Below are 18,114 nucleotides of genomic sequence, written 5' to 3'. Positions count from 1 at the left end.
GATGAGCGTCCGCTGAGGACTACTTCTTGCCCGGCTTCTTCTTACCGGCGATGGCGCGACGCGGGCCCTTGCGGGTACGAGCGTTCGTGCTGGTGCGCTGTCCGTGCACCGGCAGGCCACGGCGGTGACGCAGACCCTGGTAGCAGCCGATCTCGACCTTGCGGCGAATGTCGGCGGCGATCTCGCGACGGAGGTCACCCTCGGTCTTGAGGTTGGCGTCCACGTACTCGCGGATCTTGACGAGGTCTTCCTCGGCGAGGTCGCGGACGCGGAGGTTCGGGTCGACGCCAACGGCGGCGAGGGTCTCCTTGGACCGGGTGCGCCCGATACCGAAGACGTAGGTGAGGGCGACCTCGACGCGCTTGTCGCGCGGGAGGTCAACGCCTGCGAGGCGTGCCATTCATGGCTCCTGATGATGTCGGAGGTCTTCCACAGCGTCGTCCTGGATGTACGGCATACACACCAGGTCCCCGGCCTCCGCCGGAGGTGTCGGTCCCCACCGGGTGGGAGCCGGACACTGCGTCATTACGATTTTGCTCGCGTCGCGCGAAGTACTGCGAGAGGCAGGTGGTCTTGCGTCAGCCCTGGCGCTGCTTGTGGCGCAGGTTGTCGCAGATGACCATGACCCGGCCGTGACGGCGGATCACCTTGCACTTGTCGCAGATCTTCTTGACGCTCGGCTTGACCTTCATGGGATTGAGGTTCTCCGGGTCAGTGCGGACACCCCGAGGGGGATGTCTGCAAGATCTACTTGTATCGGTAGACGATCCGGCCACGCGTCAGGTCGTACGGAGACAGCTCCACCACGACCCGGTCATCGGGGAGGATTCGGATGTAGTGCATCCGCATCTTGCCGCTGATGTGCGCGAGGACCTTGTGACCGTTCTGCAGCTCCACCTTGAACATGGCGTTCGGGAGGGACTCGATCACGGTGCCCTCAATTTCGATGGCACCTTGCTTCTTGGCCACGCTTCGCCCTTCGAATCGGCTACCTTGATCGATTCTGATGGCCGCATGAAGACACACGGGTACACCAGAGCCGACGCGTCAGTCTACGGGAGCGCACTCGAAAAGACGAATCCGTTCAGTTTGCCCACCGAACGAGATTATTAAGCCAACGGGTCCGGAGCCGCAGTGATACCCAGCTCGGCGAGCTTCGCCTTGCCGCCGTCGGGGGAGGTCAGGACCAGCGGGCCCTCCTCGGTCAGTGCCACCGAGTGCTCCCAGTGCGAGGACCAGGTGCCATCGGTCGTGATGACCGTCCACTCGTCCTCCAGCACCTCCGTACGCGGCGTACCGAGCGAGACCATCGGCTCGATCGCCAGACAGAAGCCCGGGACCAGCTTCGGACCCTTGCCGCGCTTGCGGGAGACATAGTTCAGCAGATGCGGGTCCATGTGCATCTCGGTGCCGATGCCGTGGCCGCCGTAGTCCTCGATGATCCCGTACTTGCCGCCGCCGGGGCGGGGCTGGCGGCGGATGTACGTCTCGATCGCCCGGGACACGTCCACCAGCCGGCCGCCGTTGCGCATCGCCGCGATCCCGGCCCACATCGACTCCTCGGTCACCCGGGACAGCTCGACCAGCTCCGGAGCGTGACCGGTGCCGACGAACGCCGTGAAGGCCGCGTCGCCGTGCCAGCCGTCGATGATCGCGCCGGCGTCGATGGAGATGATGTCGCCGTCCTTGAGGACGGTCCTGTCGTCCGGGATGCCATGGACGACGACCTCGTTGACCGAGGTGCAGATGGTCGCGGGGAACCCGCCGTACCCGAGGAAGTTCGGCTTGGCGCCGTGCTCGGCCAGTACCTTGCGGGCGACCTGGTCCAGATCCCTGGTGGTGGCGCCGGGCACCGCCGCCGCGCCGGTGGCCGCGTGCACGGCGGCGACGACCAGTCCCGCCTCACGCATCTTCGCGATCTGCTCGGGGGTCTTGATCTGCACCATGCCTGTGCCTTCCACCTGACTGTGACTGATTCGATACGCACTGCTCACCGCGCCCGCTTCATACGGACCGCTCAACAGTACGGCCGTGGTGTCCGAGGGACGCCACGGCCGTACAGGTACTGCTCGCTCGTCTACGCGGCCCGGCCCCGCTCAAGCGCCGCCATCGCGCGCTCGGTCACTTCCGTGACCTTGCCGAGCGCGGAGATCGTCACCACCAGGCCCTGGGCCCGGTAGTGGTCGATGATCGGCTCGGTCTGCGTGTGGTAGACCTCAAGACGGGTGCGCACCGTCTCCTCGGAGTCGTCGTCCCGCTGGTACAGCTCGCCACCGCAGAGGTCACAGACGCCCTCGGTCTTCGGCGGGCTGTACGTGACATGGAAGACATGCGCGCTGTCGTTGCGGCAGACCCGGCGCCCCGCGATCCGCGTGACGACCTCGTCCTCCGGGACCTCCAGGTCCAGCACCGCGTCCAGCTTCACGCCGTCCGTCGCGAGGGCCTGGTCCAGCGCCTCCGCCTGCGAGACATTCCGCGGGAAGCCGTCCAGCAGAAAGCCGTTGGCGGCGTCCGGCTGGGCCATCCGGTCCTGGGCCATCGCGATGGTCACCTCGTCGGGCACCAGGTTCCCGGCGTCCATGTACGACTTCGCCAGCTTGCCGAGGGTCGTGCCCTGGCTGATGTTGGCTCGGAAGAGGTCGCCCGTGGAGATGTGCGGGACCTTCAGGTTCTTGGCAAGGAACGCGGCCTGCGTTCCCTTGCCGGCACCGGGCGGCCCGACGAGGACGATTCGCATCAGCGGAGGAACCCTTCGTAATTACGCTGCTGAAGCTGGCTCTCGATCTGCTTCACGGTTTCCAGACCCACACCCACGATGATGAGGATGCTCGTCCCGCCGAACGGGAAGTTCTGGTTCGCACCGCCGAAGCCTGCCAACGCCATCGTCGGGACGAGAGCAATCAGACCCAGGTACAGCGAGCCCGGCCAAGTGATCCTGTTGAGCACGTAGCTCAGATACTCGGCTGTAGGTCGACCTGCCCGGATACCCGGGATGAAGCCACCATACTTCTTCATGTTGTCGGCGACTTCTTCGGGGTTGAAGGAGATGGCCACGTAGAAGAAGGCGAAGAAAACGATCAGCAGGAAGTACGTCGCGATGTAATACGGGTGGTCACCCTTGACGAAGTGCGCTTCGATCCAGGTCTTCCACGCGGAGTTCCCGCTGGAGAACTGCGCGACCAGCGCCGGGATGTAGAGCAGCGACGACGCGAAGATGACGGGGATCACACCCGCCTGATTCACCTTCAGCGGGATGTACGTGGACGTACCGCCGTAGGACCTGCGGCCGATCATGCGCTTCGCGTACTGCACGGGGATCCGGCGCTGCGCCTGCTCGACGAAGACGACCAGGCCCACCATCACGAAGCCGATCAGAATGACCGTGCCGAACTCGATCCAGCCCTTGGCGAGCGTGCCGCTCTCCTTGATGGCCCACAGCGCGCCGGGGAAGCCAGCGGCGATCGAGATGAACATCAGGATGGACATGCCGTTGCCGATGCCGCGGTCGGTGATGAGCTCACCGAGCCACATGACCGCCGCGGTGCCCGCGGTCATGGTGATCACCATGGTGATGGTGACGAAGATCGACTGGTCGGGCACGATCTCCGAGGCGACCGGGCAGCCGCTGAAGAGCGCGCCGCTGCGGGCGGTGGCGACCAGGCCGGTGCCCTGCAGCACGGCGAGGGCGACCGTCAGATAGCGGGTGTACTGCGTGATCTTGGCCTGACCGGACTGCCCCTCCTTCTTGAGGGCCTCCAGCCTGGGAATGACCACGGTCAGCAGCTGCAGGATGATGCTCGCGGTGATGTACGGCATGATGCCGAGCGCGAAGATCGTGATCTGCAGCAGCGCCCCGCCGCTGAACATGTTCACCAGACCGAACAGGCTGTTATTGCCCTTCTGGGCCGCGTCGACACACGTCTGGACATTCTCGTAGCTGACGCCCGGTACCGGGACATGTGCCCCGAGCCGGTACAGCACGATGATGGCGAGTGTGAAGAGCAGCTTCTTGCGCAGGTCGGGCGTCTTGAACGCCCGGGCGAACGCGGTGAGCACGGTGCCTCCTGCGACCCCCGCGCTACTGCGTCAGAGGTGACGGTATTGAGGATCGACGGATACGGAACAAGCGGAACCGCGCGGCGCACCCCTGCGGACACACCGCGCGGCGGGGGTCCGGGGGCGAGCCCCCGGCTTCATTACAGCAACAATGCACGCCACCTTACCGGCGACAGTGCCCCCCTTGGAACGACCAACCGGGGATGCCCCTTTTGAGAGGCATCCCCGGTCGGATGTTCAGGCCATCGAGTTGTCTCAGACGAGCTCGGTGACGGTGCCGCCGGCGGCGGCAATCTTCTCCTTGGCGGAGCCGGAGACGGCGTCAACCGAAACCTGCAGCGCCACGGAGATCTCGCCCTGGCCCAGGACCTTGACGAGGCTGTTCTTGCGGACCGCGCCCTTGGTGACCAGATCGGCCACCGTGACCTCGCCGCCCTCGGGGTAGAGAGCGGAGAGCTTGTCCAGGTTCACGACCTGGTACTCGGTGCGGAACGGGTTCTTGAAGCCCTTGAGCTTCGGGAGACGCATGTGGAGGGGCATCTGCCCACCCTCGAAGCGCTCCGGAACCTGGTAGCGGGCCTTGGTGCCCTTGGTGCCACGACCTGCGGTCTTACCCTTGGACGCCTCACCACGACCCACACGGGTCTTGGCGGTCTTGGCGCCCGGGGCAGGACGGAGGTTGTGGACCTTCAGCGGGTTGTTCTCCGCCATGTCAGTCGACCTCCTCAACCGTCACGAGGTGGCGGACGGTGTTAGCCATGCCGCGGAACTCGGGGCGGTCCTCCTTGACAACCACGTCGTGCAGGCGCTTGAGCCCGAGCGAACGCAGGGTGTCGCGGTGGTTCTGCTTGCTGCCGATGTACGACTTCGTCTGCGTGATCTTGAGACGGGCCATTACGCACCCGCTCCCGCACGCGCACGGAGCAGAGCCGCGGGGGCGACGTCCTCAAGGGGCAGACCGCGGCGGGCCGCGATCTCCTCGGGACGCTGCAGGCCCTGGAGGGCCGCCACGGTCGCGTGCACGATGTTGATCGCGTTGTCCGAGCCGAGCGACTTCGACAGGATGTCGTGCACGCCCGCGCACTCCAGCACGGCACGCACCGGGCCGCCGGCGATCACACCGGTACCGGGGGAAGCAGGCTTGAGCAGGACGACGCCCGCGGCCTTCTCGCCCTGGATCGGGTGCGGGATGGTGCCCTGGATACGGGGGACCTTGAAGAAGTGCTTCTTGGCCTCCTCAACACCCTTGGCGATGGCGGCCGGCACCTCCTTGGCCTTGCCGTAACCGACACCCACGGTGCCGTCACCGTCGCCCACCACGACCAGCGCGGTGAAGCTGAAGCGACGACCACCCTTCACAACCTTGGCAACGCGGTTGATCGCGACAACGCGCTCAACGTAAGCGGTCTTCTCGGCGGCAGCGCCACCGTCGCGACCCTTCCGGTCCCGCCGCTCGCCGCCACCGGCACCGCTTCCGCGGCGCTGGGGTCCAGCCATTGGATTTACCTCTCTCTGTTACGTCCGCTAGCTCCGGAACCGGGGCTTAGAACTTCAGCCCGGCTTCGCGGGCGGCGTCAGCCAGAGCGGCAATGCGCCCTGCGTACTGGTTACCACCGCGGTCGAACACGACGGCCTCGACGCCGGCGGCCTTGGCGCGCTCGGCGACCAGGGATCCGACCTGCTTGGCCTGGGCGCTCTTGTCGCCCTCGGCACCACGGATCGAGGTGTCCAGGGTCGACGCCGACGCGAGCGTGTGGCCCGCGATGTCGTCGATGACCTGAGCGACCATGTGGCGGTTGGAACGCGTCACGACCAGGCGCGGACGCTCCGGCGAACCGGAGATGCGCTTGCGAACGCGGATGTGACGACGCTTGATGGCAGCGGCCTTGTAGGCCTTGCCCTTAGCAATCTTGACACCGTATGCCATGGCTTACTTACCCGCCTTTCCGACCTTGCGGCGGATGACCTCGCCCGCGTACTTGACGCCCTTGGCCTTGTACGGGTCGGGCTTCCGCAGCTTGCGGATGTTAGCGGCGACCTCGCCGACCTTCTGCTTGTCGATGCCCTCGACAGTGAACTTCGTGGGCGTCTCGACCTTGAAGGTGATGCCCTCGGGGGCCTCGATGAGGATCGGGTGGCTGTAGCCCAGGGCGAACTCCAGGTTGGAGCCCTTCGCCTGGACGCGGTAGCCGACCCCGCTGATTTCGAGCGCCTTGACGTATCCCTGGGTCACGCCGGTGATCATGTTCGCCACCAGCGTGCGGGACAGGCCGTGCAGGGCCTTGTTCTGACGCTCGTCGTTCGGGCGCAGCACCTGAAGGATGCCGTCCTCGCCCTTGGTGACCTCGATCGGCGCGGCAACGGTGTGCGAGAGGGAACCCTTGGGGCCCTTCACCGCGACCGTACGGCCATCGATGGTGACGTCCACACCGGCGGGAACCTGGATGGGGAGCTTGCCGATTCGCGACATGAGCTATTCCTCCGTTCCCGACTACCAGACGTAGGCGAGGACTTCCCCACCTACGCCCTTCTTGCTGGCCTGCTGGCCGGTCAGGAGACCGTGGGACGTGGAGATGATGGCCACGCCCAGGCCGCCGAGAACCTTCGGCAGATTGGTGGACTTCGCGTACACACGCAGACCCGGCTTGGAGATGCGCTTGATGCCGGCGATCGAACGCTCGCGGTTCGGGCCGAACTTCAGCTCCAGGACGAGGTTCTTGCCGACCTCGGCGTCCTCGACCTTCCAGCCGGTGATGAAGCCCTCCTGCTGGAGGATCTCCGCGATGTGCGACTTGATCTTGCTGTGCGGCATCACGACGTCGTCGTGGTACGCCGAGTTCGCGTTGCGCAGACGCGTGAGCATGTCTGCGATGGGATCAGTCATGGTCATGAATTGGCCTTCGGCCTCTCTCGCCGGGGTTTCCTGTATGCGCCATCCCTCTCCCCGATCAGAGTCGGGACGGGTGCGGTGCGGGGACCTACGGCGTAGTAAGTCTTCAATGGACGGCGGGCGCCCAACCCCCCAAGCCTACGGCATGTGAGGGAGGGCTCCCGCCAACCAAATTGCTTACCGAGAGCTTCGGGTGGTCCTGAAAAAGCAGGACTACCAGGAGCTCTTGGTCACGCCCGGCAGCTCGCCGCGGTGGGCCATCTCACGAAGGCACACACGGCACAGGCCGAACTTGCGGTAGACGGAGTGGGGACGGCCGCAGCGCTGGCAGCGGGTGTAACCGCGCACACCGAACTTCGGCTTGCGGGCGGCCTTAGCGATCAGAGCCTTCTTCGCCACGGTCAGTTCTCCTTGAACGGGAAGCCGAGGTGACGAAGGAGGGCACGACCCTCGTCGTCATTGGTCGCCGTGGTGACCACGGTGATGTCCATGCCCCGGACCCGGTCGATCTTGTCCTGGTCGATCTCGTGGAACATGACCTGCTCCGTGAGACCGAAGGTGTAGTTGCCACGCCCGTCGAACTGCTTCGGGGACAGACCGCGGAAGTCACGGATACGCGGCAGCGCGAGCGACAGCGTACGGTCCAGGAACTCCCACATACGGTCACCGCGGAGAGTGACGTGGCAACCGATCGGCTGGCCCTCGCGCAGCTTGAACTGCGCGATGGACTTCCGGGCCTTGGTGACGGACGGCTTCTGGCCGGTGATCGTGGTGAGGTCCTTGATGGCACCCTCGATCAGCTTGGAGTCGCGGGCGGCGTCGCCCACACCCATGTTGACCACGATCTTGACGAGACCGGGGATCTGCATGACGTTCTCGTACGAGAACTCCTCACGCAGCTTTCCGGCGATCTCCTCGCGGTAGCGCAGCTTCAGACGCGGCGCGGTAGTGGTCGCAGTCATCAGATGTCCTCACCGGTCCGCTTGGCAACGCGGATCTTGTTGCCCTCGTCGTCAAAGCGGTAGCCGACGCGGGTGACGACCTTCTTGCCGTCCTTCTCCACGACCAGCTGAACATTGCTGACGTGAATGGGGGCTTCGGTCGTCACGATGCCGCCGGTCTGCGAACCGCGAGCCGTCTGGCCGGCCTTGGTGTGCTTCTTGACCCGGTTGACACCCTCGACGAGAACACGGTCCTGCGTGGGGTAGGCCACGATGACCTTGCCCTGCTTGCCCTTGTCCTTGCCGGTGATGACCTGAACCAGGTCGCCCTTCTTGATCTTCATGCTTACAGCACCTCCGGCGCGAGCGAGATGATCTTCATGAACTTCTTCTCGCGCAGCTCACGGCCCACCGGGCCGAAGATACGGGTGCCACGAGGGTCGCCGTCGTTCTTCAGAATGACGGCGGCGTTCTCGTCGAAGCGGATGTACGAGCCGTCCGGACGGCGGCGCTCCTTGACGGTGCGAACGATGACCGCCTTGACGACGTCACCCTTCTTCACGTTGCCACCGGGGATCGCGTCCTTGACGGTGGCGACGATGACGTCACCGATGCCCGCGTAGCGGCGACCCGAGCCACCGAGAACACGGATGGTGAGAATTTCCTTCGCACCCGTGTTGTCGGCGACACGCAGTCGCGACTCCTGCTGGATCACGTCTATCTCCTGATCGTCTGCCGGTTCCCCGGGGGCCGATTGCTCGGCCCCCGGAGCCTGGCGGAACTAGTCCGAGGGAAATGCCCTGATGGCAAACCCCTCAGGGATTACTTGGCCTTCTCGAGGATCTCGACGATGCGCCACCGCTTCGTGGCGGACAGCGGCCGGGTCTCCATCAGGAGGACGCGGTCGCCGATGCCGGCGGCGTTCTGCTCGTCGTGCGCCTTGAGCTTGTTCGTACGGCGGATGACCTTGCCGTACAGGGCGTGCTTGACGCGGTCCTCGACAGCGACGACGACGGTCTTGTCCATCTTGTCGCTGACGACGAGACCCTCACGGGTCTTGCGGAATCCGCGGTCGGCGGTGTTGGTCTCGGTCACGTTGCTCTCAGTCATCAGGCGCTCTCCACCGTCTCGATGCCCAGCTCGCGCTCACGCATCAGGGTGTAGATCCGCGCGATGTCCTTGCGCACGAGCTTCAGCCGCCCGTGGTTTTCGAGCTGACCCGTCGCCGCCTGGAAGCGGAGATTGAACAGCTCTTCCTTGGCCTCACGGAGCTTCGCGAGAAGCTCCTCGTTGCCCAGTTCGCGCAGTTCGGACGCCTTGGTCACGGCCGCCATCACGCCTCACCTGCCTCGCGCCGAACGATCCGGCACTTCATCGGAAGCTTGTGAGCAGCGCGGGTAAGCGCCTCACGCGCAATCTTCTCGTTCGGGTAGGACAGCTCGAACATCACCCGACCGGGCTTGACGTTCGCGATCCACCACTCGGGGGAACCCTTACCGGAACCCATGCGGGTCTCGGCAGGCTTCTTGGTGAGCGGACGGTCCGGGTAGATGTTGATCCAGACCTTGCCGCCACGCTTGATGTGACGGGTCATCGCGATACGAGCGGCCTCGATCTGACGGTTCGTCACGTACGCGGGGGTCAGCGCCTGGATGCCGTACTCGCCGAACGCAACCTGCGTCCCACCCTTGGACATTCCGCTGCGCTTCGGGTGGTGCTGCTTGCGGTGCTTGACCCTACGGGGGATCAGCATTTCGGTCAGGCCTCCGTTCCGCCGGTAGAAGAGGACGTCGCCTCAGCGGCCGGAGCAGCGGCGGCGTCGGCCTTGGGGGCCTCGGCTGCCGGGTTCTGCTGCGGCTTGCGGCCACGGCCGCCACGCTCGCCACCGCGGCCACCACGGCCGGCGGGACGGTCGTTGCCACCACCACGGGCCGGACGGTTGCCGGCGCGGGCCGCGGCGTTCTCGGCGCGCACCTCGGCGATGTTCTTGACGTCGCCCTTGTAGATCCAGACCTTCACACCGATACGGCCGAAGGTCGTCTTGGCCTCGAAGAAGCCGTAGTCGACGTTCGCACGGAGCGTGTGCAGGGGCACGCGGCCCTCACGGTAGAACTCCGAGCGGGACATCTCGGCGCCGCCGAGACGGCCACCGCACTGGATCTTGATGCCCTTGGCGCCGGCCTTCATCGTCGACTGCATGCTCTTACGCATGGCGCGACGGAAGGAGACACGCGAGGACAGCTGCTCGGCGACGGCCTGGGCCACCAGCTGAGCGTCCACCTCGGGGTTCTTGACCTCGAGGATGTTCAGCTGGACCTGCTTGCCGGTCAACTTCTCCAGCTCGCCGCGGATGCGGTCGGCCTCGGCGCCGCGGCGGCCGATGACGATGCCCGGACGTGCGGTGTGGATGTCAACGCGGACGCGGTCGCGGGTGCGCTCGATCTCCACCTTGGAGATGCCGGCCCGCTCCATGCCCTTCGTCATCATGCGACGAATGGCGACGTCTTCCTTGACGTAGTCCTTGTACAGCTTGTCGGCGTACCAGCGGGACTTGAAGTCCGTGGTGATACCGAGCCGGAACCCATGCGGGTTAACCTTCTGGCCCATTACCGGGTTCCTTCCTTGCTGCTGACGACCACGGTGATGTGGCTGGTCCGCTTACGGATCCGGTAGGCACGACCCTGGGCACGCGGACGGAACCGCTTCAGGGTCGGGCCCTCGTCCACGTACGCCTCGCTGATGACCAGCGAAGAGGCGTCGGTGTGGTCGTAGTTGTGCGCGGCGTTGGCGATGGCGCTGTCAAGCACCTTGCCGACCGGCACGCTCGCGGCCTGCGGGGCGAAGCGCAGGACCGCCTGAGCCTCCGTGGCATCCATGCCACGGATGAGGTCCACCACGCGGCGGGCCTTCATGGGCGTGACGCGGATGTACCGCGCCTGGGCCCTGGCTTCCATGGTTGTCCCTTCGGTGTAAGTCATAGTCAGTCACCCCGCGTTAGCGGCGCTTCGACTTCCGGTCGTCCTTGACGTGGCCGCGGAAGGTGCGAGTCGGCGAGAACTCGCCGAGCTTGTGGCCGACCATGGACTCGGTGACGAACACCGGGACATGGATCTTGCCGTTGTGCACCGCGATCGTGTGGCCCAGCATGGCCGGGACGATCATCGAGCGACGGGACCAGGTCTTGATGACGTTCTTGGTGCCTGCTTCGTTCTGGACGTCCACCTTCTTGATCAGGTGGTCGTCGACGAAGGGCCCCTTCTTGAGACTGCGCGGCATCTAAACCCGCTCCTAGCGCTTCTTGTTCGTCTTGCGGCGGCGGACGATGTACTTGCTGCTTGCCTTCTTCGGCGAGCGAGTACGACCCTCCTTCTGACCCCACGGGCTGACCGGGTGGCGACCACCGGAGGTCTTGCCCTCACCACCACCGTGCGGGTGGTCAACCGGGTTCATCGCGACACCGCGGACGGTCGGGCGTACGCCCTTCCAGCGCATACGGCCGGCCTTGCCCCAGTTGATGTTCGACTGCTCGGCGTTGCCGACCTCGCCGATGGTGGCGCGGCAGCGGACGTCGACCAGCCGGATCTCACCGGACGGCATACGAAGGTGGGCCATGGAGCCCTCCTTCGCCAGCAGCTGCACGGAGGCACCCGCGGAGCGGGCGAACTTCGCGCCGCCGCCGGGCCGCAGCTCGATGGCGTGGATGGTCGTACCGACCGGGATGTTGCGCAGCGCCAGGTTGTTGCCGGGCTTGATGTCGGCGGCCGGACCGTTCTCGACACGAGCGCCCTGCGACAGGCCACGCGGCGCGATGATGTAGCGCTTCTCGCCGTCCGCGTAGTGCAGCAGCGCGATGCGCGCGGTGCGGTTCGGGTCGTACTCGATGTGCGCGACCTTGGCCGGCACGCCGTCCTTGTCGTGACGACGGAAGTCGATCACTCGGTAGGCGCGCTTGTGTCCACCACCCTGGTGGCGAACGGTCACACGACCGGCGTTGTTACGGCCGCCCTTGCTGTGCAGCGGGCGGACCAGCGACTTCTCCGGCGTGGACCGCGTGATCTCGACAAAGTCGGCGACGCTGGAGCCACGACGGCCCGGGGTCGTCGGCTTGTACTTGCGGATACCCATTGTCTCTCAGTCCTCGGAAGAATTCCGGATCCTGGACGTCTCGACCTCCGTCAGGAGGTCGGGCCGCCGAAGATGTCGATACGGTCGCCCTCTGCGAGGGTCACGATGGCGCGCTTGGTGTTCGCGCGCTTACCGAAACCGGTGCGGGTGCGCTTGCGCTTGCCCTGGCGGTTGATCGTGTTGACCCCGGTGACCTTGACCGAGAAGACCGCTTCCACGGCCTGCTTGATCTGGGTCTTGTTGGCGGTGGGCAGCACGATGAACGTGTACTTGTTCTCGTCGAGCAGCGCGTAGCTCTTCTCGGACACCACGGGCTTGACGAGAACGTCACGCGGGTCGTCGAAGGTCTTGCTGGTGATCTCGGCCATCAGGCTTCGCTCCCTTCGGTCTCTACGGCCTTGGAGGGGCCAGACACGAAAGACTCGAAGGCGGCCTGGGTGAAGACCACGTCGTCGGAGACGAGCACGTCGTACGTGTTCAGCTGGCCCGGCGCCAGGATGTGCACCTGGGGCAGGTTGCGGGCGGACAGCCACGCGGCCTCGTCGGACCTCTCGGCGACCAGCAGCACGTTCTTGCGCTCGCTGATCTTGCCGATGAGGGTCCGGGCGGCCTTGGTGGACACCGCGTCCTCGACCAGGCCGGAAACGACGTGGATACGAGAGTGACGGGCCCGGTCGGTGAGGGCACCGCGCAGGGCGGCGGCCTTCATCTTCTTGGGGGTCCGCTGCGAGTAGTCACGCGGCACGGGGCCGTGGACGACGCCACCACCGGCGAACTGCGGAGCGCGGGTCGAACCCTGACGGGCGCGGCCGGTGCCCTTCTGGCGGTACGGCTTCTTGCCACCGCCACGGACTTCGCCGCGGGTCTTGGTCTTGTGCGTGCCCTGTCGGGCAGCGGCCAGCTGGGCGACAACGACCTGGTGGATCAGCGGAATGCTGACCTTCGCGTCGAAGATCTCCGAGGGGAGCTCGACGGTCCCGGCCTTGTCGCCTGCCGGCGAAAGGATGTCAACGGTGCTCATCAGTTACCTCAGGCCCCCTTGGCCGCGGTACGGACCAGGACGAGGCCGCCGTTCGGACCAGGAACCGCGCCCTTGATCAGGAGCAGGCCCTTCTCCGCGTCAACGGCGTGAACGGTCAGGTTCTGGGTGGTGACCCGCTCGTTGCCCATACGGCCCGCCATGCGGAGGCCCTTGAACACACGGCCCGGGGTGGCACAGCCACCGATGGAGCCGGGAGAGCGGTGCTTGCGCTGGGTGCCGTGACCGGCGCCGAGGCCCTTGAAGTTGTGACGCTTCATGACACCGGCGAAGCCCTTGCCCTTGCTCTTGCCCGTGACGTCGACCTTGACGCCGGACTCGAACGTGGCGGCGGTGATCTCCTGGCCGAGCGTGTACTCGGCGGCGTCGGAGGTACGGAGCTCCACCAGGTGGCGGCGGGGGGTCACGTCGGCCTTGGCGAAGTGGCCCTTGAGGGGCTTGTTCACCTTGCGCGGGTCGATCTCGCCGAAGGCGATCTGGACCGACTCGTAGCCGTCGGAGTCATTCGTACGGACCTGGGTAACAACGCAGGGCCCGGCCTTGACGACGGTCACCGGGACGACACGGTTGTTCTCGTCCCAGACCTGGGTCATGCCGAGCTTCTCGCCCAGGACACCCTTGATCTGCTTTGCCATCTCTTCCGCGCCTCTCAGAGCTTGATCTCGATGTCAACGCCGGCCGGAAGGTCCAGGCGCATCAGCGAGTCAACGGTCTTGGGCGTCGGGTCGAGGATGTCGATCAGGCGCTTGTGCGTGCGCATCTCGAAGTGCTCGCGCGAGTCCTTGTACTTGTGCGGCGACTTGATGACGCAGTACACGTTCTTCTCAGTGGGCAGCGGCACCGGGCCCGCGACCGACGCACCAGTACGCGTCACCGTCTCGACGATCTTCTTCGCCGAGGAGTCGATGACCTCGTGGTCGTAGGCCTTGAGCCGGATGCGGATCTTCTGTCCCGCCATGGCTGCTTCGTAGTCCTGTCTCTCGTAACGCTCTGGAACCCGGTAGCTCCGCGCCCCGCTCCGACCCACGCGGTCGGGCGTGTCGCATCCTCGCCAATGAAAATCTCCCGAAGAAGTTTCCCTGCCAAGGGGTGCGGTCCTACGACCGCGAGCCGGGGCCGGGCCGCGATATCGCGATTAGCCACCGGGCGCCTGGCCGGAGCCCCGCTCACGCTTCCCGGAAGATTCCCGTACGTCCGCCCCAGCGCTGCCCGGAAGGGCAGTTGGGGCGACGAGTACTGTGGGACTCGCTTCCGGTCCTCCCGGCGGGAGGCGCGCAGCATCGGCACTCAACCGAGCAACCTGAACAGTGTGCCATAACGGCCTGGGCCATGGCCAATCGCGGCCGGAAAGCGTACCCCACACCCGTGCGGCTGAATCAACGACCAGCCCCACACTCGAAGAAGAACGGGCACCGAGAGCGATCCCGTACGCACGATGACGCCGAACGCGCCCTCACGAAAAGCACAAAGGCCCCGCCCACCGTTCGTGAGAACAATGGGCGGGGCCCTGTTGGATGCTCCGAGGAGCTACCAGGTCAGATCAGCGATTACTTGTTGATCTTGGTGACCTGGCCGGCGCCGACGGTCCGGCCACCCTCACGGATGGCGAACTTGAGGCCCTCCTCCATGGCGACGGGCTGGATCAGCTCGACCGTCATGACGGTGTTGTCGCCCGGCATGACCATCTCGGTGCCCTCGGGGAGGGTCACCACGCCGGTCACGTCCGTGGTACGGAAGTAGAACTGCGGGCGGTAGTTGTTGAAGAACGGGGTGTGACGGCCACCCTCGTCCTTCGACAGGATGTAGGCCTGGGCCTCGAAGCTGGTGTGCGGCGTGACCGAACCCGGCTTGATGATGACCTGGCCGCGCTCGACGTCCTCGCGCTTGATGCCACGGAGGAGCAGACCGACGTTCTCACCGGCCTGGCCCTCGTCGAGCAGCTTGCGGAACATCTCGATGCCGGTGACCGTGGTGGTGGTCTTCTCGGTCTTGATACCGACGATGTCGACGGTCTCGTTGACCTTGAGGACACCACGCTCGATACGACCGGTGACGACGGTGCCACGACCGGTGATCGTGAAGACGTCCTCGATCGGCATCAGGAACGGCTTGTCGACGTCGCGCTCGGGCTGCGGGATGGACTCGTCAACGGCCTTCATCAGGTCGAGAACGGTCTGGCCCCACTCGGCGTCGCCCTCAAGGGCCTTGAGCGCCGAGACCTTGACGACCGGCAGGTCGTCGCCCGGGAACTCGTACTCGGAGAGCAGCTCGCGGACCTCGAGCTCGACGAGCTCGAGGATCTCCTCGTCGTCCACCATGTCGGCCTTGTTCAGGGCGACGACGATGTACGGAACGCCGACCTGGCGGGCCAGGAGCACGTGCTCCTTGGTCTGCGGCATCGGGCCGTCGGTGGCGGCGACCACGAGGATGGCGCCGTCCATCTGCGCCGCACCCGTGATCATGTTCTTGATGTAGTCCGCGTGACCCGGGCAGTCGACGTGCGCGTAGTGACGCGACTCCGTCTGGTACTCGACGTGCGCGATGGAGATGGTGATACCGCGCTGGCGCTCCTCAGGAGCCTTGTCGATCTGGTCGAAGGCCGAGGCCTCGTTCAGGTCCGGGTACGCGTCATGCAGCACCTTGGTAATGGCGGCCGTGAGGGTCGTCTTACCGTGGTCGATGTGACCGATGGTGCCGATGTTGACGTGCGGCTTAGTCCGCTCGAACTTCGCCTTCGCCACTGGGGTCCTCCTGGAGTGGTTCTGTACGCCTTACTCATCGGCGCCAGGTGATCTTTGCTGGGATGCCGGCCCCCGGGGCGGCCCCGCCATGATCCGGTGGATCCGGCGGAACCGCCCCAGGACTTGCCGGTGACAAGCCTAAAGCGTGGACTCGGAAGAGTTACTCGCCCTTGGCCTTCGCGATGATCTCCTCGGCGACGTTCCGGGGAACCTCGGCGTAGGAGTCGAACTGCATCGAGTAGCTTGCGCGACCCGAGGTCTTGCTGCGGAGGTCTCCGACGTAGCCGAACATCTCCGACAGCGGCACCAGGCCCTTGACGACCTTGGCGTTGGCCCGGTCCTCCATGGCCTGGATCTGGCCACGCCGGGAGTTGATGTCACCGATGACATCGCCCATGTAGTCCTCGGGCGTGGTCACCTCGACGGACATCATCGGCTCAAGGAGCACCGGAGACGCCTTGCGGGCGGCTTCCTTGAACGCCTGCGAACCGGCGATCTTGAAGGCCAGCTCCGAGGAGTCGACCTCGTGGTAGCCACCGTCGAGCAGCGTGATCCGGACACCGGTCATCTCGTAACCGGCGAGGATGCCGAACTGCATGGCCTCCTGCGCGCCGGCGTCCACCGAAGGGATGTACTCCTTCGGGATACGGCCACCGGTGACCTTGTTCACGAACTCGTACGAGGCGTCGCCGCCCTCGATGGGCTCGATCATGATCTGCACCTTGGCGAACTGCCCGGTGCCACCGGTCTGCTTCTTGTGGGTGTAGTCCACGCGCTCGACGGTCTTGCGGATCGTCTCACGGTAGGCGACCTGCGGCTTGCCGACGTTCGCCTCGACGCGGAACTCGCGCCGCATGCGGTCGACCAGCACCTCGAGGTGAAGCTCGCCCATACCGCCGATGACGGTCTGGCCGGTCTCCTCGTTGGTGTGCACCTGGAAGGAGGGGTCCTCCTCCGCGAGACGCTGGATGGCGACACCCAGCTTCTCCTGGTCACCCTTGGACTTGGGCTCGATCGCGACCTCGATGACCGGCGCCGGGAAGTCCATGGACTCCAGGATCACCGGGTTCTTCTCGTCGCAGAGCGTCTCACCGGTGGTGGTCTGCTTCAGGCCCATGACGGCGACGATGTCACCGGCGCCCACCGACTCGATCTCCTCACGCTTGTTCGCGTGCATGCGGTAGATCTTGCCGATGCGCTCCTTGCGGCCCTTCACCGAGTTCAGCACCGCGGTGCCGGACTCCAGCTTGCCGGAGTACACACGGACGAAGGTGAGCTTGCCGAGGTGCGGGTCGCTCATGATCTTGAACGCCAGCGCGGACAGCGGCTCGTCGACGGAGGGCTTACGGACGACCTCCAGCTCCGGGTCCTTGACGTCGTGGCCCACGATGCCCTCGACGTCCAGGGGAGTCGGCAGGTAGCGGACAACCGCGTCGAGCAGGGGCTGAACGCCCTTGTTCTTGAACGCGGTACCGCAGAACACCGGGGTGACGGTGGTGCCGTCGGACTTGCCGGAGGCGATGGTGATACGGCGGATCGCCGCGTACAGCTGCTCCACGGTGGGCTCGGTGCCCTCCAGGTACAGCTCCATCAGCTCGTCGTCGTTCTCGGAGACGGTTTCGAGCAGCTTGCCGCGCCACTCCTCCGCCGCCTCGGTGTGCGTGGCCGGGATGTCGACGACGTCGTACATCTCGCCCTTGGCGGCCTCGGCGGACCAGACAAAGGCCTTCATCGTCACGAGGTCGACGACGCCCTTGAAGTCGGCCTCGGCACCGATCGGAAGCTGCATGACGATCGGAACCGCGCCGAGGCGGTCCGAGATCATGTCGACGCAGCGGTGGAACTCCGCGCCGGTCCGGTCGAGCTTGTTCACGAAGCAGATACGGGGCACGCCGTAACGGTCGGCCTGCCGCCATACCGTCTCGGACTGCGGCTCCACACCGGCGACACCGTCGAACACGGTGACGGCACCGTCGAGGACGCGGAGCGAACGCTCCACCTCGACCGTGAAGTCCACGTGACCCGGGGTGTCGATGATGTTGATGGTGTGGTCGACGTCGTCGAGCGGCCAGTGGCAGGTCGTCGCGGCGGACGTGATGGTGATGCCGCGCTCCTGCTCCTGCTCCATCCAGTCCATCGTGGCAGCGCCGTCGTGGACCTCACCGATCTTGTAGCTCACACCGGTGTAGAACAGGATGCGCTCGGTGGTCGTCGTCTTGCCCGCGTCGATGTGGGCCATGATCCCGATATTGCGGACCTTGGCCAGGTCAAGCGAAGTGGTGGCCATAAGGCTCAATCTTCTCTCGGTCTCGATGTGGGTAG

Annotated in this window: 29 protein-coding genes; all 29 read right to left on the bottom strand. The window is 65.6% G+C overall.

Features of this window, described 5'->3' with window-relative positions; genetic code table 11:
• Positions 1-19: 19 nt before the first annotated feature.
• The 29 genes from rpsM to fusA all read right to left on the bottom strand — a co-directional run bounded on the left by rpsM (position 20) and on the right by fusA (position 18,079).
• A complete protein-coding gene (gene rpsM / locus ACFRKB_RS07840; RefSeq protein ID WP_365972383.1) occupies positions 20-400 on the bottom strand; it encodes a 30S ribosomal protein S13 in 381 nt (126 codons plus the stop codon).
• Positions 401-578: 178 nt separating this feature from the next.
• Positions 579-692 (bottom strand): 50S ribosomal protein L36, encoded by a 114-nt coding sequence (rpmJ, locus tag ACFRKB_RS07835; RefSeq protein ID WP_003956441.1) that lies wholly within the window; start codon positions 690-692, stop codon positions 579-581.
• Between the two features lie 55 nt (positions 693-747).
• The gene (infA, locus tag ACFRKB_RS07830; protein ID WP_003956442.1) at positions 748-969 is read right to left on the bottom strand and encodes a translation initiation factor IF-1; all 222 of its coding nucleotides are present in this window, start codon (positions 967-969) and stop codon (positions 748-750) included.
• A gap of 140 nt (positions 970-1,109) precedes the next feature.
• On the bottom strand, positions 1,110-1,946 hold the full coding sequence (gene map, locus ACFRKB_RS07825) for a type I methionyl aminopeptidase (protein ID WP_383104167.1): 837 nt from the start codon (positions 1,944-1,946) through the stop codon (positions 1,110-1,112).
• A gap of 131 nt (positions 1,947-2,077) precedes the next feature.
• Positions 2,078-2,737, bottom strand: a complete 660-nt coding sequence (locus ACFRKB_RS07820; protein WP_383104165.1) for an adenylate kinase — start codon at positions 2,735-2,737, stop codon at positions 2,078-2,080.
• On the bottom strand, positions 2,737-4,056 hold the full coding sequence (gene secY, locus ACFRKB_RS07815) for a preprotein translocase subunit SecY (RefSeq protein ID WP_383104164.1): 1,320 nt from the start codon (positions 4,054-4,056) through the stop codon (positions 2,737-2,739). Before secY ends, ACFRKB_RS07820 begins: the two co-directional genes overlap by 1 nt.
• Positions 4,057-4,311: 255 nt before the next feature.
• Positions 4,312-4,767 carry a 50S ribosomal protein L15 gene (rplO, locus tag ACFRKB_RS07810; RefSeq protein WP_030351448.1) on the bottom strand — a complete coding sequence of 152 codons (456 nt, stop codon included), beginning with the start codon at positions 4,765-4,767 and terminating at the stop codon, positions 4,312-4,314.
• Position 4,768: 1 nt separating this feature from the next.
• Positions 4,769-4,951, bottom strand: coding sequence for a 50S ribosomal protein L30 (gene rpmD, locus ACFRKB_RS07805; protein WP_024491595.1), 183 nt, complete (start codon positions 4,949-4,951; stop codon positions 4,769-4,771).
• Positions 4,951-5,553: a 30S ribosomal protein S5 gene (gene rpsE / locus ACFRKB_RS07800; RefSeq protein WP_030351447.1), complete on the bottom strand. Its 603-nt coding sequence runs from the start codon at positions 5,551-5,553 to the stop codon at positions 4,951-4,953. Before rpsE ends, rpmD begins: the two co-directional genes overlap by 1 nt.
• Before the next feature lie 46 nt (positions 5,554-5,599).
• A complete protein-coding gene (gene rplR, locus ACFRKB_RS07795; protein ID WP_030351446.1) occupies positions 5,600-5,983 on the bottom strand; it encodes a 50S ribosomal protein L18 in 384 nt (127 codons plus the stop codon).
• 3 nt (positions 5,984-5,986) lie between these two features.
• Positions 5,987-6,526 carry a 50S ribosomal protein L6 gene (rplF, locus tag ACFRKB_RS07790; protein WP_030351445.1) on the bottom strand — a complete coding sequence of 180 codons (540 nt, stop codon included), beginning with the start codon at positions 6,524-6,526 and terminating at the stop codon, positions 5,987-5,989.
• Positions 6,527-6,547: 21 nt separating this feature from the next.
• A complete protein-coding gene (gene rpsH, locus ACFRKB_RS07785; protein ID WP_030351444.1) occupies positions 6,548-6,946 on the bottom strand; it encodes a 30S ribosomal protein S8 in 399 nt (132 codons plus the stop codon).
• Between the two features lie 213 nt (positions 6,947-7,159).
• The gene (locus ACFRKB_RS07780) at positions 7,160-7,345 is read right to left on the bottom strand and encodes a type Z 30S ribosomal protein S14 (protein ID WP_003948630.1); all 186 of its coding nucleotides are present in this window, start codon (positions 7,343-7,345) and stop codon (positions 7,160-7,162) included.
• 2 nt (positions 7,346-7,347) lie between these two features.
• Complete coding sequence (gene rplE / locus ACFRKB_RS07775; RefSeq protein ID WP_030351443.1) at positions 7,348-7,908, bottom strand: 50S ribosomal protein L5; 561 nt, start codon at positions 7,906-7,908, stop codon at positions 7,348-7,350.
• Positions 7,908-8,231 (bottom strand): 50S ribosomal protein L24, encoded by a 324-nt coding sequence (gene rplX, locus ACFRKB_RS07770; protein WP_249948330.1) that lies wholly within the window; start codon positions 8,229-8,231, stop codon positions 7,908-7,910. Before rplX ends, rplE begins: the two co-directional genes overlap by 1 nt.
• A 2-nt stretch (positions 8,232-8,233) precedes the next feature.
• Complete coding sequence (gene rplN, locus ACFRKB_RS07765) at positions 8,234-8,602, bottom strand: 50S ribosomal protein L14 (RefSeq protein WP_003974257.1); 369 nt, start codon at positions 8,600-8,602, stop codon at positions 8,234-8,236.
• Between the two features lie 107 nt (positions 8,603-8,709).
• Positions 8,710-8,997, bottom strand: coding sequence for a 30S ribosomal protein S17 (rpsQ, locus tag ACFRKB_RS07760; protein WP_030351441.1), 288 nt, complete (start codon positions 8,995-8,997; stop codon positions 8,710-8,712).
• The gene (gene rpmC / locus ACFRKB_RS07755; protein WP_129770858.1) at positions 8,997-9,221 is read right to left on the bottom strand and encodes a 50S ribosomal protein L29; all 225 of its coding nucleotides are present in this window, start codon (positions 9,219-9,221) and stop codon (positions 8,997-8,999) included. The genes rpsQ and rpmC overlap by 1 nt, the downstream gene beginning before the upstream one ends.
• Positions 9,221-9,640: a 50S ribosomal protein L16 gene (gene rplP, locus ACFRKB_RS07750; protein ID WP_072485538.1), complete on the bottom strand. Its 420-nt coding sequence runs from the start codon at positions 9,638-9,640 to the stop codon at positions 9,221-9,223. The genes rpmC and rplP overlap by 1 nt, the downstream gene beginning before the upstream one ends.
• A 5-nt stretch (positions 9,641-9,645) precedes the next feature.
• Positions 9,646-10,494, bottom strand: a complete 849-nt coding sequence (rpsC, locus tag ACFRKB_RS07745; RefSeq protein WP_030351439.1) for a 30S ribosomal protein S3 — start codon at positions 10,492-10,494, stop codon at positions 9,646-9,648.
• On the bottom strand, positions 10,494-10,841 hold the full coding sequence (rplV, locus tag ACFRKB_RS07740) for a 50S ribosomal protein L22 (RefSeq protein ID WP_004571827.1): 348 nt from the start codon (positions 10,839-10,841) through the stop codon (positions 10,494-10,496). Before rplV ends, rpsC begins: the two co-directional genes overlap by 1 nt.
• Positions 10,842-10,881: 40 nt before the next feature.
• Positions 10,882-11,163, bottom strand: coding sequence for a 30S ribosomal protein S19 (rpsS, locus tag ACFRKB_RS07735; protein ID WP_030351437.1), 282 nt, complete (start codon positions 11,161-11,163; stop codon positions 10,882-10,884).
• 12 nt (positions 11,164-11,175) lie between these two features.
• The gene (gene rplB / locus ACFRKB_RS07730) at positions 11,176-12,012 is read right to left on the bottom strand and encodes a 50S ribosomal protein L2 (protein ID WP_030351436.1); all 837 of its coding nucleotides are present in this window, start codon (positions 12,010-12,012) and stop codon (positions 11,176-11,178) included.
• Between the two features lie 50 nt (positions 12,013-12,062).
• Complete coding sequence (gene rplW / locus ACFRKB_RS07725; RefSeq protein ID WP_351396514.1) at positions 12,063-12,380, bottom strand: 50S ribosomal protein L23; 318 nt, start codon at positions 12,378-12,380, stop codon at positions 12,063-12,065.
• Positions 12,380-13,033, bottom strand: coding sequence for a 50S ribosomal protein L4 (gene rplD / locus ACFRKB_RS07720; RefSeq protein WP_351396517.1), 654 nt, complete (start codon positions 13,031-13,033; stop codon positions 12,380-12,382). Before rplD ends, rplW begins: the two co-directional genes overlap by 1 nt.
• Positions 13,034-13,041: 8 nt before the next feature.
• Complete coding sequence (gene rplC / locus ACFRKB_RS07715; RefSeq protein WP_030351433.1) at positions 13,042-13,686, bottom strand: 50S ribosomal protein L3; 645 nt, start codon at positions 13,684-13,686, stop codon at positions 13,042-13,044.
• A 14-nt stretch (positions 13,687-13,700) separates the two neighbouring features.
• On the bottom strand, positions 13,701-14,009 hold the full coding sequence (gene rpsJ / locus ACFRKB_RS07710; RefSeq protein WP_003948644.1) for a 30S ribosomal protein S10: 309 nt from the start codon (positions 14,007-14,009) through the stop codon (positions 13,701-13,703).
• A 589-nt stretch (positions 14,010-14,598) separates the two neighbouring features.
• Positions 14,599-15,792 (bottom strand): elongation factor Tu, encoded by a 1,194-nt coding sequence (tuf, locus tag ACFRKB_RS07705; protein ID WP_030351429.1) that lies wholly within the window; start codon positions 15,790-15,792, stop codon positions 14,599-14,601.
• A 160-nt stretch (positions 15,793-15,952) separates the two neighbouring features.
• A complete protein-coding gene (gene fusA / locus ACFRKB_RS07700; protein ID WP_365972386.1) occupies positions 15,953-18,079 on the bottom strand; it encodes an elongation factor G in 2,127 nt (708 codons plus the stop codon).
• Positions 18,080-18,114 lie beyond the last annotated feature (35 nt).

It is taken from the genome of Streptomyces scopuliridis, assembly GCF_042790125.1.
Classification (GTDB): domain Bacteria; phylum Actinomycetota; class Actinomycetes; order Streptomycetales; family Streptomycetaceae; genus Streptomyces; species Streptomyces scopuliridis_A.
This window is presented reverse-complemented; position numbering and strand designations above follow the sequence as displayed.